16 protein-coding genes and 4 tRNA genes are annotated in these 20180 nt (G+C 62.2%); 11 read left to right on the top strand and 9 right to left on the bottom strand.

The window, feature by feature from the left end; genetic code table 11:
* Positions 1-35: 35 nt before the first annotated feature.
* From M1E04_RS15495 to M1E04_RS15485, 3 genes are all read right to left on the bottom strand, one after another.
* Entirely contained in the window at positions 36-1313 is a 1278-nt protein-coding gene (locus M1E04_RS15495) for an L-fuconate dehydratase (protein WP_456291648.1), read from the bottom strand.
* A 191-nt stretch (positions 1314-1504) separates the two neighbouring features.
* Positions 1505-2350, bottom strand: a complete 846-nt coding sequence (locus M1E04_RS15490) for a fumarylacetoacetate hydrolase family protein (protein WP_456291647.1) — start codon at positions 2348-2350, stop codon at positions 1505-1507.
* 66 nt (positions 2351-2416) lie between these two features.
* Positions 2417-3157 carry an SDR family oxidoreductase gene (locus M1E04_RS15485; protein ID WP_456291646.1) on the bottom strand — a complete coding sequence of 247 codons (741 nt, stop codon included), beginning with the start codon at positions 3155-3157 and terminating at the stop codon, positions 2417-2419.
* A 247-nt stretch (positions 3158-3404) separates the two neighbouring features.
* Between M1E04_RS15485 and M1E04_RS15480 the strand changes: the two genes are divergently transcribed.
* A complete protein-coding gene (locus M1E04_RS15480) occupies positions 3405-4166 on the top strand; it encodes a FadR/GntR family transcriptional regulator (protein ID WP_192134190.1) in 762 nt (253 codons plus the stop codon).
* A 473-nt stretch (positions 4167-4639) separates the two neighbouring features.
* Here M1E04_RS15480 and M1E04_RS15475 read toward each other — a convergent pair whose 3' ends face one another.
* The 4 genes from M1E04_RS15475 to M1E04_RS15460 form a co-directional block, all read right to left on the bottom strand.
* Complete coding sequence (locus M1E04_RS15475) at positions 4640-5473, bottom strand: oxidoreductase (RefSeq protein ID WP_456291645.1); 834 nt, start codon at positions 5471-5473, stop codon at positions 4640-4642.
* A gap of 141 nt (positions 5474-5614) precedes the next feature.
* On the bottom strand, positions 5615-6940 hold the full coding sequence (locus tag M1E04_RS15470) for an MFS transporter (protein ID WP_456293206.1): 1326 nt from the start codon (positions 6938-6940) through the stop codon (positions 5615-5617).
* 397 nt (positions 6941-7337) lie between these two features.
* On the bottom strand, positions 7338-7685 hold the full coding sequence (locus M1E04_RS15465) for a hypothetical protein (protein WP_456291644.1): 348 nt from the start codon (positions 7683-7685) through the stop codon (positions 7338-7340).
* A 590-nt stretch (positions 7686-8275) separates the two neighbouring features.
* Positions 8276-9472: an amino acid aminotransferase gene (locus M1E04_RS15460; protein WP_456291643.1), complete on the bottom strand. Its 1197-nt coding sequence runs from the start codon at positions 9470-9472 to the stop codon at positions 8276-8278.
* Between the two features lie 333 nt (positions 9473-9805).
* On the opposite strand from M1E04_RS15460, the gene uvrB reads away from it, so the two are divergent.
* Complete coding sequence (gene uvrB, locus M1E04_RS15455; RefSeq protein ID WP_065986047.1) at positions 9806-11821, top strand: excinuclease ABC subunit UvrB; 2016 nt, start codon at positions 9806-9808, stop codon at positions 11819-11821.
* Between the two features lie 259 nt (positions 11822-12080).
* Here the strand turns inward: uvrB and M1E04_RS15450 are convergent, their stop codons facing one another.
* Both M1E04_RS15450 and M1E04_RS15445 read right to left on the bottom strand, forming a co-directional pair.
* Positions 12081-13571 (bottom strand): MDR family MFS transporter, encoded by a 1491-nt coding sequence (locus M1E04_RS15450; protein WP_456293205.1) that lies wholly within the window; start codon positions 13569-13571, stop codon positions 12081-12083.
* Between the two features lie 49 nt (positions 13572-13620).
* Entirely contained in the window at positions 13621-14676 is a 1056-nt protein-coding gene (locus tag M1E04_RS15445) for an HlyD family secretion protein (RefSeq protein ID WP_456291642.1), read from the bottom strand.
* A 257-nt stretch (positions 14677-14933) separates the two neighbouring features.
* Between M1E04_RS15445 and gltX the strand changes: the two genes are divergently transcribed.
* From gltX to M1E04_RS15400, 9 genes are all read left to right on the top strand, one after another.
* Positions 14934-16415, top strand: coding sequence for a glutamate--tRNA ligase (gene gltX, locus M1E04_RS15440; protein WP_065986050.1), 1482 nt, complete (start codon positions 14934-14936; stop codon positions 16413-16415).
* Between the two features lie 217 nt (positions 16416-16632).
* Positions 16633-16708: transfer RNA gene (locus M1E04_RS15435), tRNA-Ala, on the top strand.
* A gap of 83 nt (positions 16709-16791) precedes the next feature.
* Positions 16792-16867: transfer RNA gene (locus M1E04_RS15430), tRNA-Glu, on the top strand.
* Positions 16868-16918: 51 nt separating this feature from the next.
* Positions 16919-16994 (top strand) — tRNA-Ala (locus M1E04_RS15425).
* Between the two features lie 53 nt (positions 16995-17047).
* Positions 17048-17123: transfer RNA gene (locus M1E04_RS15420), tRNA-Glu, on the top strand.
* Positions 17124-17320: 197 nt separating this feature from the next.
* Entirely contained in the window at positions 17321-17860 is a 540-nt protein-coding gene (locus M1E04_RS15415) for a TetR/AcrR family transcriptional regulator (protein ID WP_456291641.1), read from the top strand.
* 260 nt (positions 17861-18120) lie between these two features.
* Entirely contained in the window at positions 18121-18561 is a 441-nt protein-coding gene (locus M1E04_RS15410) for an acyl-CoA thioesterase (RefSeq protein WP_192134178.1), read from the top strand.
* Positions 18562-18637: 76 nt separating this feature from the next.
* Positions 18638-19597, top strand: a complete 960-nt coding sequence (locus tag M1E04_RS15405) for a tRNA dihydrouridine synthase (RefSeq protein ID WP_456291640.1) — start codon at positions 18638-18640, stop codon at positions 19595-19597.
* Between the two features lie 114 nt (positions 19598-19711).
* On the top strand, positions 19712-20155 hold the full coding sequence (locus M1E04_RS15400) for an Hsp20 family protein (protein WP_456291639.1): 444 nt from the start codon (positions 19712-19714) through the stop codon (positions 20153-20155).
* The last annotated feature ends 25 nt before the right edge of the window (positions 20156-20180 follow it).

Raw genomic sequence — 20180 nt, 5'->3', positions numbered from 1 at the left:
CCGTTTCATGCCTGGGCAAAGCTCTGGCGGGGTCCTCAGCCTTTGTACGCGTACTGCTCCCGCGAAGCGGTTTTCATCTGAATCGAAAACCCCGGCGCGGCCGGCGGCAGATACGCGGCATCGCGAATCACACACGGGTCTTCAAAGTGCTCATGCAGGTGATCGACATACTCCACCACCCGACCTTCATGGGTTCCGGCGATGCACAGAAAATCAATCATCGACAGGTGCTGCACGTACTCGCACAGGCCGACGCCGCCGGCATGGGGGCAGACCGGCAGCTGGTATTTGGCGGCCATCAACATCACCGCCAGCACCTCGTTGACCCCGCCGAGCCGGCAGGCGTCGATCTGCACCACGTCGATGGCGCCGCGCATGATCAGCTGCTTGAAGACGATGCGGTTCTGGCACATCTCGCCGGTCGCCACCTTCACCGGGTGGACGCCAAGACGAATCGTGCGATGGCCCTCGACGTCGTCGGGGCTGGTCGGTTCTTCGATGAACCAGGGCTTGGCGAACGCCAGCTCGCGGACCCAGTCGATGGCCTCTTTGACCTCCCAGACCTGATTGGCGTCGATCATCAGATGGCGATCCGGCCCCAGCACTTCCCGGGCGATGCGCACCCGACGAATGTCGTCCTGCAGGTCGCGGCCCACTTTCAGCTTGATGTGAGAAAAGCCGCCATCGACCGCTTCCTGACACAGCCGGCGCAGCTTGTCGTCGGGGTAGCCCAGCCAGCCCGCCGACGTGGTGTAGCAGGGGTAACCGTCGGCCAGCAGCGTTCGCAGCCGCTGCGCCTTGCCCTCGGCGCGCTCGGTCAGCAGGGTCAGGGCTTCGTCCGGGGTGAGGCAGTCGGTGATGTAGCGAAAATCGATGCAGCGCACCAGTTGCGCCGGGGTCATTTCCGCCACCAGTTGCCACACCGGCTTGCCCTCGGATTTGGCCCACAGGTCCCAGGTGGCGTTGACCACGGCGCCGGTCGCCAGGTGAATCGCGCCCTTGTCCGGGCCGATCCAGCGCAACTGGCTGTCGCTGGTGACGTGGCGCCAGAAACGGCCCATGTCTTCGGTGATCCATTCCAGCGTCAAGCCGACCATCACGCCGGCCAGTGCGTTGATCGCTGTGCAGCAAATCTCGTTGCCACGGCCGATGGTGAAGGTCAGGCCGTGGCCCTGCAGGGTGGGGTGATCGGTTTCGAGAATGACGTAGGCCGCCGAGTAATCGGGGTCCGGGTTCATCGCGTCGGAGCCGTCGAGCAATTGCGACGTGGGGAAACGGATGTCTTCAACGCGCAAGGCGGTGATGGTGGTCATGGCGGGTCCCTTTGGCATTGTTATGGGCAGCGCGGCGTATTGGGAAAACTGAGGAAACCACTGATCTCAAGTGCATGCAGAACCTGTGGGAGCGAGCTTGCTCGCGAAGCCTTTACTCCTGATGAATAGGCAGGGAATGCACTGGCCTCTTCGCGAGCAAGCTCGCTCCCACAGGAATGGTGTTTGCTGCCTCAGGCGTCGACCGTCAGCTGCTGCTGTTCGCCCAGCCCTTCAATCCCCAGACGCATGGTCTGGCCGGCGCGCAGGAACACCGGTTCCGGCTTGATGCCCAGGCCCACGCCCGGCGGTGTGCCGGTTGAAATCACGTCGCCCGGTTGCAGGCTCATGAACTGGCTCAGGTAGCTCACCAGCTTGGGAATCTGGAAAATCATCGTGCGCGTATTGCCGTTCTGGTAGCGCTTGCCGTCGACTTCCAGCCACAGGTTGAGCTGATGGGGGTCGGCGATTTCATCGCGGGTCACCAGCCATGGGCCGATCGGGCCGAAGGTGTCGCAACCCTTGCCCTTGTCCCAGGTGCCGCCGCGCTCGAGCTGGTATTCACGCTCGGACACGTCGTTGATCACGCAATAACCCGCCACGTGTTCCAGCGCATCGGCCTCGTCGATGTAGCGACCACCCTTGCCGATGACCACGCCCAGCTCGACTTCCCAGTCGGTCTTCTTCGAGTTGCGCGGGATCTCCACGTTGTCGTTGGGGCCGACGATGGCGCTGGTCCACTTGTTGAAAATAATCGGCTCTTTCGGAATATCCGCGCCGGTTTCAGCGGCGTGGTCGGCGTAGTTCAGGCCGATGCAGATGAACTTGCCGATCTTGCCCACGCTTGGACCGAGGCGCGGAGTGCCCTCGACCAGCGGCAGGCTGTTGATGTCCTGGGACTGCAAGTGCGCGATGCTTTCCGGGCTCAGGGCGGTGCCCGACAGGTCGCCGATGAGATCGGTCAGATCGCGAATGCGGCCGTTGCTGTCCAGCAGGCCAGGGCGTTCTTGACCGGGTTCGCCGTAACGCAGCAATTTCATGGGGAGTCCTCTAAATGGTGATTGATCAGAAATCGGTTTAACGAATACGCGGGATTGGCGGCGGGCTCAATTGCTCCAGCCGCCGTCGATGATTTGCGCAGTGCCGGTGGTAAAGCCGCTGGCGGACGACCCGAGGTACAGCGCCAGTTGGGCAATTTCTTCGGGCGTACCCAGGCGTCCCATGGGTTGGCGGGCTTCGAACGCGGCGTACACCTCGGCCTCTTCCCGTCCCTCGCGCGCGGCCTGATCGGCCACCCGCTGACGCAGGGAAGGGGATTCCACGGTGCCGGGGCAAATGCAGTTGCAGCGGATGTTCTGCCCGACGAAGTCGGCGGCGACCGAACGGGTGATGCCGATCACGGCGGCCTTGCTCGCGCAGTAGGCGAAGCGGTTGGGCACGCCCTTGATGGCCGAGGCGACCGACGACATATTGATGATCGAGCCGCCACCGTTTGCCAGCATTGCCGGCAGAAACGCGCGGATCATCTTGTACATCGCGGTGACGTTGAGGTCGAAGGCGAAGCGCCAGTCGTCTTCGGAGCATTCGAGGATGTTGCCGCTGTGCACCACGCCTGCGCAGTTGAACAGTACGTCCAGCGCGCCCACTTCGGCGGCCAGCCGTTCGATGGCGGCGTGGTCGGTGACGTCGAGCACGCGCTTGTGCACGCCTTGCAGATGGTCCAGCGCTGCACCGTTGATGTCGATGGCGAAGACTTCCGCGCCGGCCTTCAGGTAGGCCTCGACGCTGGCTTGACCGATGCCCTGGGCGGCGGCCGTGATGAGCACTCGCTTACCGGTGAGGTCCATGTTGATCCCTTGTTTTTATTGTTGAGACGACCTGCCTGGCTATCAAGCGGTTCAGGTCTGCTGACCGGGCCACGGAGGCCGCATTCAAGCGAAGACGACGCACGCTAACCCCATCGGGTTTTGCTATGCTCCGCTCACTGCAGTGCTCCAATGGTCAGGCCATTGGTCCTGTTTTTAGCACTTGTCATGGGCCGCAACAAGGCCATTTGTCGATCCAGTGCGCTGAAAATTTCCGAGCCGATTCCCCATGCCAATCCAAGTAATTGATAACCAGAGACTTTATCGCCAGATCGCCGATCAGCTGCGTGCGCTGATCGACAGTGGCGAGTTTCCACCGGGCAGCCGCCTGCCGGCCGAACGTGAATTGGCGAAGATGCTGGGGGTGAGCAGGGCGTCGGTGCGTGAGGCGATGATTGCCCTTGAGGTAATCGGGCTGGTGGATGTGCGGGTGGGCAATGGCGTGCTGGTCTGCGAACCGCCGGGGCAGAAGCTGTCCGATGAACCGGTGATGACCCAGGTCACCCGCGATCAGTGGAAGGACGTCGACCCGGAGCTGGGCATCGAGGTGGATTTCAGCGCGGAGATTCCGCCGTTTGCCCTGCTTCAGGCGCGTCGGCTGATCGAACCGGAAGCGGCGGCGCTTGCCGCGCAAAACGCCAGCGATGAAGAACTCGACGCGATCCGCGAGGCCTTCGAACGCAACGCCCGGGACAACCGCGAGCATTCCCATACCCACCCCGGCGATCGCCTGTTCCACATCCGCATCGCCCAGGCCTCGGGCAACCCGGCCTATGGGCTGATGATCAAGCACCTGCTCGGGCATCAGTACGGCAGCATGTTCCAGCGTTTGCAGGCCCACTACACCTCCGACGACATGCCGTTCCGCTCCGAGCACGAACACCGCCTGATCCTCGATGCCCTGCAACACCGCGATGCAGAAGCCGCGAGGCAGGCGATGGCGGGGCATCTGGATGAAGTGATCCGCATCTTCAGCCGGGGCGGGGTGTAGGTTAAGTTACGCCACGAGTTCCCGGTTGACGGCTCCTACAAGGAGGGCGTTTCCCAGAAAAAATGATGGTGGTCATGCCGTCCTCTTCCCGGCTAAAGCCAGTCCTACAGTGGGTACGCAGCAGGTCTGTAGGACCGGCTTCAGCCGGGAAGCTTTTGATGTTGATGTTGATGTTGATGTTGATCTGCTTTTGACCTTCATACGCAAAAAGTCCAGTTACCGCCAAACGCGACTTGGGTGCAGGCTGAACGCAGGTCTCGCGCAGTGGGCCGAGCCGCATGGATGCGGCGAGAGCGCCGTCAGGACATGGATGTCCGTTCGGCGCGGACCCACGGAGCGAGACCGGAGTGAAGGAACCCTGACGAAGGAAGGGCCCAACCAGGAGCAAAAGCCCTTGGTTACTTGGGGCTTTATCAAGTAACTCGCCGAAGGCGAAACCCGAGGCCGTTAGGCCGACGCACTTTCATCGAACTTCACCCATCCGTCGAACGCGACACCTCTTCCCATTCCGCAAACTCGGCTTCCAGCTGCGCGAGCTTTTCCCGCACCAGCTTCAACGCATCGCTGCCCAGTAACAAGTGCGCGGGCGGGGTGGGGCTATCAATCAGCTTGAGCATCGCGTCCGCCGCCTTGACCGGATCCCCCGGCTGCTTGCCGCTGCGTTCTTCGCGGGCCTTGCGGATCGGGTCGAAGCTGGCGTCGTAGTCGGCAATCTGCCGCGCAGTACGCTGCATCGAACGCCCGGCCCAGTCCGTGCGGAACGAACCCGGCGCCACGGCCGTGACAAACACATTGAAGGGCTTCAGCTCCTTGCTCAGGGATTCGGAAATCCCTTCCAGCGCAAACTTGCTGCCGTGGTAGTAGGAAATCCCCGGCATCGTGATGAAGCCGCCCATGGAGGTGACGTTGAGGATGTGCCCGCTGCGGCGCTGGCGGAACAGCGGCACGAAGGCCTTGATGATCGCCACCGCGCCGAACACGTTGACGTCGAACTGCCGACGCAAATCCTCCAGCGGCGACTCTTCCAGAATGCCTTCGTGACCATAGCCGGCGTTGTTGACCAGCACGTCGATGGGCCCGAACGCGGTGTCGGCCCCGGCGACCACGCGGTCGATGGCGTGGAAGTCGGTGACGTCCAGCAACACGCCGTGGGCGCGACCGGGCGCCTGGGCTTCGAATGCCTGAACGGCGTCTTCATTGCGCAGGGTGCCGATCACCGTATGACCCGCCGCCAGCGCCTGTTGCGCCAGCGCTTGACCGAAGCCGCTGCTGACACCGGTGATGAACAGGGTTTTTGATGTGCTCATTGTGGGTTTCCTCTCGGGGCCGAAGCCGTTGATCGATGGTCGATGCTTGAAGTCCCCCATGGTAGGAACCCTGCGCGCCAAACCGATGACCCAGTCCTGCGCGATGATTGCCTGATCCTGCGCTGGCTGGATTGACGACGTTTAAGGCCGCGGATTGGCGGTGTTCTTGGTCACCAACCGCAAGCCGCTCGCCACACTGCCCACCGCCGCAAAGCCGGCGCCGATGCTCAACGCCAGCACCGGGCCGTGGGTGCTGGAAATGCCGAAACTCAAGGCCACCAACGCCGCGCCCGTGGCCTGGCCAATCAGGCGTGCCGTCGCAATCGTGCCGCTGGCGCCGCTGGAGCGCTCCTTCGGGGCGCTGGTCATCAGCGCTTTCTGGTTCGGCGCCTGGAAGAAACCGAAGCCGATTCCGCACAGCATCATCCGCGCGATGATGGAGATTACGCTGGCGTCGGCCGGCATAGTCGCCAGGGAAATCATCCCCATACAGAGAATCGCCAGCCCGATCCCGCCCAGCAGCCCCGGCGCATAACGGTCTGACAGGCGCCCGGCGAACGGCGCGATCATGGCCACCACCACCGACCATGGGGTCATGAGAAACCCGGTCTGGATCGGGTCGCGGCCCAGGGTGCTTTCAAAAAAGAACGGCAGTGAGACAAACGCCAGCCCTTGGGTGGCGAACGAACAGAACGCCGTCAGCGCCGACAACGCGAACATCGGCCGCTTGAGCAAATCCAGCGGGAACATCGGCGCAGGGTGCCCGACCTCGCGCTTGAGCATCAGCGCGCCGCCCACCAGAAAAACCGCCAGGGCGATCAGCACGCTGGCCATGGAGCCCAGTTGCGCCGCCTGACTCAGGGCAAAGATCAGCGCGCCGAAGGTGACGACGTTGAGCACGGCGGTGACGCGGTCGAAGGTCAGTGTGCCGAGACGGGTCGCGGGCAGCGAATTCCAGGCGAACACCAGGGCGAACAGGCCGATGGGCAGGTTGATCGCGAACAGCCACGGCCAACTCGCCACCGACAACACCAGCGAGGCCACGGTCGGGCCGATGGAGAACGAGGTGCCGACCACCAGCGCGTTCATGCCCAGTCCGCGGCCGAGCCGTTCGTGGGGGAAGATCGAGCCGATCAACGCGGCGTTGACGCTCATGATCGCGCTGGCGCCGATGCCCTGCAGCACGCGGGCGACGGTCAGCGTCGGCAGTGACCAGGACAGCGCACACAACGCCGACGACACCACGAACAGAATCAGCCCGCCCAGATACACCTTGCGGTGGCCAAGCACGCCGCCGAGCGCCGCAAACGGCAACAGCGTGGCGACGGCGGCGAGCTGGTAGGCGTTGATGATCCACACCGACGCCGCCGGTGAGGCGTTCAAATCAGCCGCGATGGCGGGGAGGGCGGTATTGGCGATGGCGGTGTCGAGGGTGGCCAGGGCGATGGACATCAGAATCGCCGCCATGCCGCGAAACTCGCGGGGTGTGAGTTTATTACCGACGCGCGGGGCATCCTGAGTGGCGGGCTGGACCATTATCGACAACGCTCCGGGGATGAACTTCAGGCAAGTCTGCGGGCGCAGACCAAGGCGTGATGGTGCCGTTTTGTTAGGGTGCTACGCAATCAAAGATACGGAAGCTTGAGCGGATGGCCGGGCGTTTAGATGCAAACCCGGTCGGCGGCAGCGGTGAGAATCCTGTGGGAGCGAGCATGCTTGCGAAGACCTAAGCCAAGCCCCTGAAGATTCAGCGGCCTTACCGACATCTTCGCGAGCAAGCTCACTCCCGCATGGGCCTGGGCGGGATCCGACCCGGCAATCAAACCCATCGGCCTGATCCGGCTATCTGATTTTCAAACTGCCCTCAACCTCCGGCGGTATCAATGTCCTTGTCCAGTTCACCCGTCTGCAGCTCCTCTTTTGTGGTGTCCGGCGACTCATGCTCTTCAGGCTCGAAATCAGGCGTGAAACTGTTCTCGTCGGTCAGGTTGCCGTTGTTCTCCTGACTCCGCGCGCCGTCCTCGGACTGGCTTTGCGACCCGCCCTGGTTCTTCAGCGCATCGTTCTGCGCCAGGCTGCTATCCGGCGTCTCAGGATTAATCTCCGGGTCGTTACGGTTGACGGTTTGATCATTGTTCTGGGTAGCCATATGCACCTCTTCTGTCATATCCCGTTCACAGGACTTACAGATATCGAGGGCAACGGCGCGCAAGGGTTCGATCCATGTGCTGACCGGCAATGTCGCGGCTTCATTTACCCGATCGTTCCCCCGCTCCGTGTGGTAATGCCGCCTCGGATGCTCTGCGTCCAACAAAAACTGCGGAACACGCCAGGTATCTGATGCGGAGCGTCACAGGATGCATTCCCACGCGGAGCGGGGGAACGATCAGCAATTTCCCGGCGTGCCCGCTGACGCCTTCCCGGCTAAAGCCGGTCCCACATAAAAGCGACGCGTGCACTCAGTAGGACCGGCTTCAGCCGGGAAGCTCTTCATGTGCTTTTGATCTTCCTACGCAGAAAGCCCAGACACCGCCAAACGCGACTTGGGTGCAGGCTGAACGCAGGTCTTGCGGAGTGGGCCGAGCGGCATGGATGCCGCGAGAGCCGCCCCCCGCCATGGATGGCGGATGGCGGCGGGCCCACGGAGCGAGACCGGAGTGAAGGAACCCTGACGAAGGAAGGGCCAAACCAAGAGCAGGCACTTTTGCTTACTTTTGGTGCTTTTCAAAAGTAAGTCGCCTAAGGCGAAACAGTCTGCCCCCAGGCAGACGCTCCTGATCTTGACCTTAAAATCTTGGCGGTTTAGATAACCGCCAGGATCGCCTCGGTCACAGCCCCGATATTCCCCTGATTCAACGCCGCCACACAAATCCGCCCGGTATCCAACGCATAAATCCCGAACTCATTGCGCAACCGATGAACCTGCGCCGTCGTCAGACCCGAATACGAAAACATCCCCCGCTGACGCGCGACAAAACTGAAATCCTGCCCCGCCGCATTATTCGCCAGACGCTGCGTCATCTCCTCACGCATCCCGCGAATCCGCAGGCGCATCTCGCCCAGCTCCTCCTCCCACTTGGCACGCAACTCAGGGCTGTTCAACACCGTCGCCACAATCGACGCGCCATGGGTCGGCGGGTTCGAATAGTTCGTACGGATCACACGCTTCACCTGAGACAACACCCGCGCCGTCTCTTCCTTCGACTCCGTCACGATCGACAACGCACCGACCCGCTCGCCATACAGCGAAAACGACTTCGAAAACGAACTGGAAGCAAAGAACGTCAGGCCGCTGTCAGCGAACAAGCGCACCGCCGCTGCGTCCTCGTCAATCCCGTCACCGAAGCCCTGGTACGCCATGTCCAGAAACGGCACATGCCCCTTGGCCTTCAGCACCTCAAGCACCTTCTTCCAGTCTTCCAGGGTCAGGTCAACGCCAGTGGGGTTATGGCAGCAGGCGTGCAGCACGACGATCGAACCGGACGGCAGGTTCTGCAGATCCTCCAGCATGCCCGTGCGGTTCACGTCATGGGTGGCGGCGTCGTAGTAACGGTAGTTCTGCACCGGGAAACCGGCGGTTTCGAACAGCGCGCGGTGGTTTTCCCAGCTTGGGTCGCTGATCGCCACAACGGCGTCAGGGGAGAGCTGCTTGAGGAAGTCCGCGCCGATTTTCAGAGCGCCCGTACCGCCTACCGCCTGGACGGTCATTACCTGACCCGAAGCCAGCAGCGGCGACCCGGCGCCGAACAGCAGGGTTTGCACGGCCTTGTCGTAGGCAGCAATGCCGTCGATCGGCAGGTAACCGCGGGGCAGGTGTTGAGCCACCCGGTTTTCTTCCGCTTCGACAACGGCGCGCAGCAGCGGAATTTTCCCTTCTTCGTTGCTGTAGACGCCGACACCCAGGTTGACCTTGGTCGTACGGGTATCGGCGTTGAATGCTTCGTTGAGGCCCAGGATTGGATCGCGTGGTGCCATTTCGACAGCGGAGAACAGGCTCATTGTGCGGGGGCTCTGAGTGGGGAGTGAATGGGTCGCGTCGCTCCAGCCGATTGCACTAGAGCGGTGCACAAACGGGGAGCAAGTATAAAGGCCTGCGCCAGTGCGGGCGACAGTCCCGCGCAGGTTTTTCAGGGTTTTTCGCGAAATTTTTCGACCGTTAGTCCCGTGCCGCGGACTAATCTGCGGAGGGTGGCTTGAAAGGTGGCGCCGTCGACTCCACTTGTAGTCCCATCACTTCTTTTATGTACGTCTTTTCCCTGACGGGATCAGCCGTCCGTGCTCAATTGCGTTGCTGCGGGATTCATCCGGCAGTGGCCCCTCCAGAGGTACGTTATGTCCGAGTTTCAGCTCGTTACCCGTTTTGAGCCGGCCGGCGATCAACCGGAGGCGATTCGTCAGTTGGTTGAAGGCATCGACGCCGGCCTGTCGCACCAGACCCTGCTCGGTGTAACCGGTTCGGGCAAGACCTTCAGCATCGCCAACGTCATTCAGCAAGTGCAGCGCCCGACCCTGGTGCTGGCGCCGAACAAGACCCTGGCCGCCCAGCTGTACGGCGAGTTCAAGGCCTTTTTTCCGAACAACTCGGTCGAGTACTTCGTTTCCTACTACGACTACTACCAGCCGGAAGCCTACGTGCCGTCGTCGGACACCTTCATTGAGAAGGATGCGTCGATCAACGACCACATCGAGCAGATGCGCCTTTCCGCGACCAAAGCGCTGCTGGAGCGCAAGGACTCGATCATCGTCACCACGGTGTCGTGCATCTACGGTTTGGGCAGTCCGGAAACCTACCTGCGCATGGTTCTGCACGTGGACCGCGGCGACAAGCTTGATCAGCGCGCCTTGCTCCGTCGCTTGGCCGACCTGCAGTACACCCGCAACGACATGGATTTTGCCCGGGCGACCTTCCGGGTGCGCGGCGACGTGATCGACGTGTTCCCGGCGGAATCGGACCTGGAAGCCATCCGCATCGAGCTGTTCGATGACGAGGTCGAGAGCCTTTCGGCGTTCGACCCGCTGACCGGCGAGGTCATTCGCAAACTGCCGCGCTTCACCTTCTACCCGAAGAGCCACTACGTGACCCCGCGGGAAACGCTGCTGGAGGCGATGGAAGGCATCAAGGTCGAGCTGAACGAGCGTCTGGAATACCTGCGCGGCGCCAACAAGCTGGTGGAAGCCCAGCGTCTGGAGCAGCGCACCCGTTTCGACCTGGAGATGATCCTCGAGCTGGGTTACTGCAACGGCATCGAAAACTACTCGCGCTACCTGTCCGGGCGTCCGTCTGGCGCGCCGCCGCCGACGCTCTACGACTACCTGCCCGCTGACGCGCTGCTGGTGATCGACGAATCCCACGTCAGCGTGCCCCAGGTCGGGGCCATGTATAAGGGCGACCGTTCGCGCAAAGAGACGCTGGTGGAATACGGTTTCCGCCTGCCATCGGCGCTGGACAACCGGCCGATGCGTTTCGATGAGTGGGAAAACGTCAGCCCGCAGACCATTTTCGTCTCAGCGACGCCGGGTAACTACGAAGCCGAGCACGCGGGCCGCATCGTCGAGCAAGTGGTGCGGCCGACCGGTCTGGTCGACCCGCAGATCGAGATCCGTCCGGCTCTGACCCAGGTCGACGACCTGCTCTCGGAGATCCACAAGCGCGTGGCGATCGAGGAGCGGGTGCTGGTGACCACGCTGACCAAGCGCATGTCCGAAGACCTCACCGATTACCTGGCCGACCACGGCGTGCGCGTGCGTTACCTGCACTCGGACATCGACACCGTCGAGCGCGTCGAGATCATCCGCGACCTGCGCCTGGGCACCTTCGATGTGCTGGTGGGGATCAACTTGCTGCGCGAAGGCCTGGACATGCCGGAGGTGTCGCTGGTGGCGATTCTGGATGCCGACAAGGAAGGCTTCCTGCGTTCCGAGCGCTCGCTGATCCAGACCATCGGCCGGGCCGCGCGTAACCTCAACGGCCGCGCGATCCTGTACGCCGATCGCATCACGGGGTCCATGGAGCGTGCGATCGAAGAAACCGATCGTCGTCGCGAAAAGCAGATCGCGTTCAACCTGGCCAACGGCATCACGCCGAAAAGCGTCATCAAGGACGTCGCCGACATCATGGAAGGCGCCACCGTGCCCGGCTCGCGCAGCAAGAAGCGCAAAGGCATGGCCAAAGCCGCCGAAGAGAACGCCAAGTACGAGGCCGAACTGCGCTCGCCGAGCGAAATCACCAAACGCATTCGTCAGCTGGAAGAGAAGATGTACCAACTGGCCCGCGACCTGGAGTTCGAAGCCGCGGCACAAATGCGCGACGAGATCGGCAAACTGCGCGAGCGCCTGCTGGCAGTTTGAGGACTCGCGGGAGTGACCGGGGTGGCGCTCCCACACGATCCGGGTTGACTTGGAATCCCGGCCACGCCGCTGGACCTTGTGGGAGTGAGGTTGCTCACGAAGGCTGGTCCTGCAGATGGAGATGCGGCGGATGTGCCGACGCTTTCGCGAGCAAGCTCGCTCCCACAGGGGTTGTGTTCGACTTGGCATCTCGGTCACGCCGCTGAACCTTGTGGGAGTGAGCTTGCTCACGAAGGCGTTCTCGGCGTTTCAGGGCGGCTTAATGCGCCGCGCCACTCTCGACCCCCGAAGGCAACTTCCGCGTCAACAGCACCGCCAGCATGCTGATCCCCAGCGCAATCCCGACAAAATGAAAGGCGTCGTTGTAGGCCATGATCGCCGCCTGTTGATGGGCGATCTCGCTGAGCTTGCCCAACGCTGCCGTTTCGCTGCCCAGCCGGTCGGTCAGCATCGCCATGCGTTCGGCGACCTGCGGGTTGGCGGGGGAGATCGATTCGCGCAAGTAGTCGAAGTAGGTCTTGGTTCGCGCATCCAGCAACGTCGCCAGCAGCGCAATGCCGATGGCGCCGCCCAGATTCCGCAGAATGTTAAACAGGCTCGACGCCGACCCCGCGTCCTGGGGCTGAATGAACACTGTGGCGATCAGCGAAATAGTCACCATGATCAGCGGCTGACCCAGCGCCCGCACGAGCTGAATCTGATTGAACTGCGGCCCGGCGAAATCCGGATTGAGCACGCCGGACGAAAAGCTCGCCAGCCCGAACAAACCAAACCCCAGCGTACACAGCAGCTTCGGCGAGATCACCTTCATCAGTTGCGGCACCAGCGGAATCAGAAACAGCTGGGGCACGCCCATCCACATGATCACCTCACCGATCTGCTGGGCGTTGTAGCCCTGGATCTGTGCCAGGTACAGCGGCAGCAGATAGATCGAGCCATACAGCCCGACGCCCATGCCCACGCTGGAAATACTCGACAGCCCAAAATTGCGGTTGCCGAGAATGCCCAGGTTGATCAGCGGTTTGTCCTTGGAAAACTGAATGATCACGAAGCTGATCAGGCTCACCAGCGCAATGCTGCCCAGGCTGACGATCAGGTTCGATTCCAGCCAGTCCTTGCGATGCCCCTCTTCAAGAAACACCTGCAGGCAACCCAGCCCGACCCCCAGGGTGAGGATGCCGGCGTAGTCGGTGCTCTTGAGCAATTCCCAGTGGGGCGCCTTTTTCTCCAGGCCGTAGAACAGGCCGCCGATCATCACCAGCCCTGGCGGGATGTTGATGTAAAAGATGTATTCCCAGCCGAAGTTCTCCGTCAGCCAGCCGCCCAGGGTCGGGCCGATGGACGGGGCGAAGGTGGCGGTCATGGCGAACAGCGCCATGCCTTTGGCCCGGTGATGCTCCGGCAGTTTGATCAAGGTCAGGGTGAACGCCAGCGGGATCAGCGCGCCGCCGGTGAAGCCCTGCAGGGCGCGGAAGACGATCATGCTTTCCAGGCTCCAGGCCATCGAGCAGAGCAGGGACGACAGCAGAAACCCCACCGACACCCAGACCGCCAGGCGCCGCGCCGAGAGCAACTGCACCAACCAGGCCGTCAGCGGGATCATGATGATTTCCGCCACCAGATACGAGGTGGAAATCCATGAGCCTTCTTCCAGTGTCGCCGACAGCGCGCCCTGAATGTCCTTGAGCGACGAGTTGGTGATCTGGATATCAAGGACCGCCATGAACGCGCCAAGCATGACGCTCATCACGGCAATCCAGTCGCGCCGGGTCGGTTCGCCGACCGGGCGGATCAGTTCGTCACTGGCCATGTCGGGCGTCGTTCGGCGGCCGGATATCGACTGAAACGGTCACCGACATGCCCGGGCGAATCTTGCCGTGCAGCGGGTTGTCCGGCGCGAAAGTCAGCTTGACCGGGATGCGCTGCACGACCTTGGTGAAGTTGCCGGTGGCGTTGTCCGGCGGCAGCAGGCTGAACTGCGCACCGGAGGCGGCAAACAGGCTGTCGACGCGGCCCTCGATGGGCGTGCCGGGAAAGCTGTCGAAGGTCAGCTGGGCGACCTGACCGATCTCCATGTGCTCGATCTGGGTTTCCTTGAAATTGGCCTGCACCCAGATGTCCTGGTCCGGCACGATCGACAGCAGATACGCGCCGGCCTGAACGAACTGGCCATTGCGCGCCGCCCGCTGGCCGACCAGCCCGCTGAGGGGCGAGTGGATCTCGGTGCGCTGCACATTAATCTGCGCCTGGGCCAGGTCGGCACGGGCGGTGGCGATCTGCGCGTCGAGGCGCTTGATCTCGGCGTTCAGCGCGTTGACCTGCTGGCGCTGACTCTGGGCATCGGCCTGGGCCTTGGTGACCTGGGAGCGGGCAACGTTGCTGTCGGCGGTCATGGTGGTCACCTGGGCTTCCGAGACGAAGCCCGGGGTGCGCAGCTTTTGCAGTCGCGCCAAGTCCAGTTGCGTGCGCCCGAGGGTCGCCTGATTCGCTTGCACCTGCGCATCGCTGGCGGCGATCAGGCTCGACTGCTGGGTCAAGCGGCTCTGTGCCTGCAGGCGCTCCGCTTCGCGGGTTGCCAGGGTCGCCTGGGCCCGGTCGATGGCCAGGCGGAAATCATCCGGCTCAAGCCGCACCAGCAACTGGCCTTTTTCCACGTGCTGGTTGTCCTGCACCAACACCTCGTTGATCCGCGCGCCGAGCTGGCTGGACACCCGGGTGATTTCACCCTGCACGTAGGCGTTGTCGGTGGACTCGTGAAAGCGTCCTTTCAGGTACCACTGGGCGAAGAAGGCGAGGGCGATCAGCAGGACCACCACGAAGAAGATGAACAGGCGGCGCTTGAGTTGGGCGGGCATGGGCGTTCTGAATTATTGGAATGTACACAAATTTATCAGGGTTGGCGGTCTGGCACCTAGCCATCGTCGCGATCATGACCGCCACTGATGGCGCGGCATTCGTTGCAACATGCGTGGCGACGCGTGCCGGGCGGCGAGGGCGGGGCCGCCTGTCCTGCCATTACCACGATTCTGCGCTCCATCAAGCGTCCGCGCTGGAGCCGCGCAGGCCGCGCCTGTTAACATTCGCGGCTTGTTCGACCTATCCGGGATTTTCCATGACCACCGTTCGCACCCGCATCGCGCCATCGCCCACCGGCGACCCCCACGTTGGCACGGCCTACATCGCGCTGTTCAACTATTGCTTCGCCAAGCAGCATGGCGGCGAATTCATCCTGCGCATTGAAGACACCGATCAACTGCGCTCGACCCGCGAGTCCGAACAACAGATTTTCGACGCCCTGCGCTGGCTCGGCATCGAGTGGAGCGAAGGCCCCGACGTCGGCGGTCCCCATGGCCCGTATCGCCAGAGCGAGCGCGGCGACATCTACAAGAAGTATGTGCAGGAACTGGTCGACGCCGGTCATGCCTTCCCGTGCTTCTGCACCGCTGAAGAGCTTGACCAGATGCGCGCCGAGCAGACCGCCCGGGGCGAAACCCCGCGCTACGACGGCCGCGCGCTGCTGCTGTCGAAAGAAGAAGTCGAGCGCCGCCTGGCCGCCGGCGAACCCCATGTGATCCGCATGAAGGTGCCGAGCGAAGGCGTCTGCGTGGTACCGGACATCCTGCGTGGCGAAGTCGAAATCCCGTGGGACCGCATGGACATGCAGGTCCTGATGAAGACCGACGGCCTGCCGACCTACTTCCTGGCCAACGTCGTCGACGACCACCTGATGGGCATCACCCATGTGCTGCGCGGCGAAGAGTGGCTGCCGTCGGCACCGAAGCTGATCCTGCTCTACGAGTACTTCGGCTGGGAAAAGCCGGCGCTGTGCTACATGCCGCTGCTGCGTAACCCGGACAAGAGCAAACTCTCCAAGCGCAAGAACCCGACCTCGGTGACGTTCTACGAGCGCATGGGCTTCATGCCGGAAGCGATGCTCAACTACCTCGGTCGCATGGGCTGGTCGATGCCCGACGAGCGCGAAAAGTTCTCGCTGGACGAAATGGTCGAACACTTCGATCTGACCCGCGTGTCCCTGGGCGGGCCGATCTTCGACATCGAGAAACTGTCGTGGCTCAACGGCCAATGGCTGCGTGAGCTGCCGGTGGAAGAGTTCGCCACCCGCGTGCAGAAGTGGGCGTTCAACAGCGACTACATGATGAAGATCGCCCCCCACGTTCAGGGCCGCGTCGAGACGTTCAGCCAGATCGCGCCGCTGGGCGGCTTCTTCTTCGCCGGTGGCGTGACCCCGGACGCTAAGCTGTTCGAACACAAGAAGCTGTCGCCGGAACAGGTGCGTCAGGTCATCCAGCTGATTCTGTGGAAGCTGGAGTCCCTGCGTCAGTGGGAGAAGGACAAGATCACCGGTTGCATTCAGGCAGTGGTCGAGCACCTGGAACTGAAGCTGCGGGACGCCATGCCACTGATGTTCGCCGCCATCACCGGTCAGGCGAATTCGGTATCGGTCACCGACGCCATGGAGATTCTGGGCCCGGACCTGACCCGTTTCCGTCTGCGCCAGGCGCTGGACATGCTGGGCGGGGTGTCGAAGAAAGAGAACAAAGAATGGGAGAAGCTGCTCGGCGCCATCGGCTGAGTGACCACCTGAATGAGCCAGGGCCATTGAGCGATGGCCTGTTCGCCGGCGTGGGCCGGTTTTCCGGGAGGCGGTAAGTGATTGTTATCCCGGAAAATTCTTTTGGAATTGTTTAAAAAAGAGTTTGACAGCTTTGTGGGTCGCACTTAATATGCGCCCCGTCCACACGGCAACGCAGAAATACGCGGTAACGCGGCGTTCTACGTAAGTGTATTGTGGGGCTTTAGCTCAGCTGGGAGAGCGCCTGCATGGCATGCAGGAGGTCAGCGGTTCGATCCCGCTAAGCTCCACCAAATTAAAAGCTTCAAGGTTTGCTTTACTGCCTTGAAGTTTGTCCCGCTCCGGAACCAGCACCGAGGCGGTACGCAAGGGTTACGTCCCCTTCGTCTAGTGGCCTAGGACACCGCCCTTTCACGGCGGTAACAGGGGTTCGAGTCCCCTAGGGGACGCCAGTTTTACCGAGTGAGGCCTTAGAGCTGATCTCCGCCGAGAGGCGTAAATCCGGGGCTATAGCTCAGCTGGGAGAGCGCCTGCATGGCATGCAGGAGGTCAGCGGTTCGATCCCGCTTAGCTCCACCAATTTCTGCCAGGGTTCGTCAGTTGTCATCGGCGAATCTGCTCGAAGGTTTTGCGTCCCCTTCGTCTAGTGGCCTAGGACACCGCCCTTTCACGGCGGTAACAGGGGTTCGAGTCCCCTAGGGGACGCCACGATTTCTCGCTCTGCGAGACCAAGGGTCATTCGATTATTGAATGACCCTTTTGTTTTTCCGGGGTTTGGTTCCAGACCCTGTTTTTCTTTGCCTCTCTCTTCGTTCATCTGCCCATCGTTCATCCCAAGCACCGGTGTCGTCCTTGCCAATGCACATGATGAGGATAATATTATCGCCATCATCCCGGAGGCGGTCATGAACGATAAAAAAGCACAGACCCGCGAACGCATTCTCGCTGCTGCCAGTACCGCGTTGATCGCCCGCGGCCCGATCGAACCCAGCGTCAACGAGATCATGGGCGCAGCCGGGCTGACGGTAGGGGGCTTCTACGCCCATTTCGACAGCAAGGAAGCGCTGATGCTTGAAGCGTTCCGCCAGTTGCTGGCGGAACGCCGTGAGATGGTCGCCGGCATCGACGGTCAATTGCCGGGTGAGGAGCGCCGCGCGCTGCTGGCCGCGTTCTACCTGTCGCGCAGGCACCGCGACGCCGAAGAGCACGCGTGCCCGCTGCCGACAGCGATCGGGGAGATGGCGCGTCTGTCCGAGGATTTTCGCAACGCCCTGGCGGAACACGTCGAACTGATGGTGGCGCAGCTCGCTGCCAGCCCTGAAGAATCCGACAAGACCCTGGCCGACATCGCATTGATGGTCGGCGGCCTGGCCCTCGCCCGAGCCCTGGGGCCCGGTGAACTGTCGGATCGCGTGCTCCGGGCGGCGAAGTCCGCGGTGCTGTGATGCCATTGTAGGACCGGCTTCAGCCGGGAAGAGGCCAGCGTGGGCACCCGCAATTTTGCAGCGTGACATCCGACGCCTTCCCGGCTAAAGCCAGTCCTACAGAACTCCCACGCACCCCGTAGGACTGGCTTCCGGCGGCTGAGGGGACTGATTTATTTACAACGCTTCACCGTAAATTAATCTGTCCCCGGCTGGACCATTTCTTGTCCGATGCTTTTAGTTACACTGCCCGGGTGATGAATTTGATAGGGCATTAAGAAATGGTCTGGGATCTGGCAACGCCGTTCGTCATCGATCTGCAGGTGGGCGAGGAGGATATCGACGGCCTGGGTCACGCCAACAACGCGGTGTATGTCACCTGGCTCGAACGCTGCGCATGGCGGCATTCCCAGCAACTGGGCCTGGACCTGACCGAGTACCGTCGACTCGACCGGGCCATGGCCGTGGTGCGGCATGAGATCGACTACTTGGCCAGCGCCTATCAGGATGACGAACTGCAACTGGCGACCTGGATCGTCGACTGGGATCAACGCCTGAAAATGACCCGGCGCTTCCAGCTCAAGCGGCCCAGTGATGGCGTGACCTTGCTGCGCGCGCAGACCACCTTCGTCTGCATCGAACTGTCGTCGGGTAAACCCAAGCGCATGCCGAGCGAGTTCATCGACGGCTACGCCGCCGGCCTCCACAGCGCGGTCTCCTGACGCTCGGCGCGCGTAAACCGTATCCAATCCGCCGGCCTCTGCGTAAACTGCCGGACTTTTTTTCGAGTGTGACCCCATGCAAATTGCCCTGGCACCCATGGAAGGCCTGGTCGACGACATCCTGCGTGACGTGCTGACGCAAGTCGGCGGCATCGACTGGTGCGTGACCGAATTCATCCGGGTGACCGAGCGCGTGTTGCCGGAGCATTACTTCCACAAGCTCGCGTCCGAGCTGTTGCAGGGCTCGAAGACCCGCGCCGGCGTGCCCTTGCGTGTGCAGCTACTGGGGTCGGACCCGGTATGTCTGGCCGAGAACGCAGCCTTCGCGGCCGAACTGGGGGCGCCGGTCATCGACCTGAATTTTGGCTGCCCCGCCAAGACCGTCAACAAATCCCGAGGCGGGGCGGTGTTGCTCAAGGAGCCGGAGCTGCTGCACACCATCCTCAGTCACGTACGCCGCGCCGTGCCTGCGCACATTCCGGTCACCGCCAAGATGCGCCTGGGCTACGACAGCACTGAACCGGCGCTGGATTGCGCCCGGGCCCTGGAAGCGGGCGGCGCGGAGCACATCGTCGTCCACGCCCGCACCAAGGTCGACGGCTACAAGCCGCCGGCGCACTGGGAGTGGATTGGCAAGATTCAGGACGTGGTGAAGATTCCGATCATCGCCAACGGCGAGATCTGGACCGTCGACGACTGGCGCCGCTGCCAGGAGATCTGTGGCGCCCGCGACATCATGATCGGCCGCGGTCTGGTGGCGCGTCCGGACCTGGGTCGGCAGATCGCCGCCGCGCAAGCCGGGCGTGACGTCATCCCCCTGACCTGGGCCGAGCTGCAGCCGCTGCTGCGCGATTTCTGGCTGCAGGCCATGGCCAAGATGACCCGCGTCCAGGCACCGGGCCGCCTCAAGCAGTGGGTGGTCCTGCTCACCAAAAGCTACCCCGAAGCGACCGTCCTGTTCGATGCCCTGCGCCGCGAAACCGACTGCGAGCGGATCAGCCAGATGCTCGGTGTGAGCGTGCCGGAAGCCGCCTGAAAATTTTTTTGCACGACTCTTGAAACGCAAATGGCCGTCCCTATTTTGGGATTACGCGATGCCGAAGTCGGGTCGCGGCGATAACCACTTGCTGATTTATCAGGAGATTTTCAGATGACTACTGCATTTTCCCTGGCTCCACTGTTCCGTCACTCCGTTGGCTTTGACCGCTTCAATGACCTGTTCGAGTCGGCGGCGCGCAACGAGTCGGCCAGCAGCTACCCTCCCTACAACGTCGAGAAACACGCTGATGACCAATACCGCATTGTCGTCGCGGCAGCGGGTTTCCAGGAGGAAGACCTGGAGCTGCAAGTCGAGAAGGGCGTACTGACCGTCACCGGCAACAAGCGCGAGAATACGGCGGAAGGCGTGACCTTCCTGCACCAGGGCATTGCCCAGCGTGCCTTCAAGCTGTCGTTCCGCCTGGCTGACCACATTGAGGTCAAGAACGCTGCTTTGGCCAATGGCCTGTTGAACATTGACCTGCTGCGTCTGGTGCCTGAAGAGGCCAAGCCAAAACGCATCCAGATCAATGCCCGGAAAACCCTGACTCACTGATCCAGAGTCAGCGTGAGAAGGCGCC

The sequence above is a fragment of the Pseudomonas sp. AK106 genome (genome assembly GCF_053903055.1).
Note: the sequence above shows the minus strand (reverse complement) of the source record. Positions and strands in the feature narration are given on the sequence as shown.

Bases quoted from the DNA above. Each gene is read 5' to 3' on its own strand.
- M1E04_RS15470 (WP_456293206.1), bottom strand. From the start codon at position 6,940: ATGGCGGCGATTCTGATGTCCATCGCCCTGGCCACCCTCGACACCGCC.
- M1E04_RS15410 (WP_192134178.1), top strand. From the start codon at position 18,121: ATGGTCTGGGATCTGGCAACGCCGTTCGTCATCGATCTGCAGGTGGGC.
- M1E04_RS15495 (WP_456291648.1), bottom strand. From the start codon at position 1,313: ATGACCACCATCACCGCCTTGCGCGTTGAAGACATCCGTTTCCCCACG.
- M1E04_RS15400 (WP_456291639.1), top strand. From the start codon at position 19,712: ATGACTACTGCATTTTCCCTGGCTCCACTGTTCCGTCACTCCGTTGGC.
- M1E04_RS15490 (WP_456291647.1), bottom strand. From the start codon at position 2,350: ATGAAATTGCTGCGTTACGGCGAACCCGGTCAAGAACGCCCTGGCCTG.
- gltX (WP_065986050.1), top strand. From the start codon at position 14,934: ATGACCACCGTTCGCACCCGCATCGCGCCATCGCCCACCGGCGACCCC.
- M1E04_RS15485 (WP_456291646.1), bottom strand. From the start codon at position 3,157: ATGGACCTCACCGGTAAGCGAGTGCTCATCACGGCCGCCGCCCAGGGC.
- M1E04_RS15460 (WP_456291643.1), bottom strand. From the start codon at position 9,472: ATGAGCCTGTTCTCCGCTGTCGAAATGGCACCACGCGATCCAATCCTG.
- uvrB (WP_065986047.1), top strand. From the start codon at position 9,806: ATGTCCGAGTTTCAGCTCGTTACCCGTTTTGAGCCGGCCGGCGATCAA.
- M1E04_RS15475 (WP_456291645.1), bottom strand. From the start codon at position 5,473: ATGAGCACATCAAAAACCCTGTTCATCACCGGTGTCAGCAGCGGCTTC.
- M1E04_RS15405 (WP_456291640.1), top strand. From the start codon at position 18,638: ATGCAAATTGCCCTGGCACCCATGGAAGGCCTGGTCGACGACATCCTG.
- M1E04_RS15445 (WP_456291642.1), bottom strand. From the start codon at position 14,676: ATGCCCGCCCAACTCAAGCGCCGCCTGTTCATCTTCTTCGTGGTGGTC.
- M1E04_RS15415 (WP_456291641.1), top strand. From the start codon at position 17,321: ATGAACGATAAAAAAGCACAGACCCGCGAACGCATTCTCGCTGCTGCC.
- M1E04_RS15480 (WP_192134190.1), top strand. From the start codon at position 3,405: ATGCCAATCCAAGTAATTGATAACCAGAGACTTTATCGCCAGATCGCC.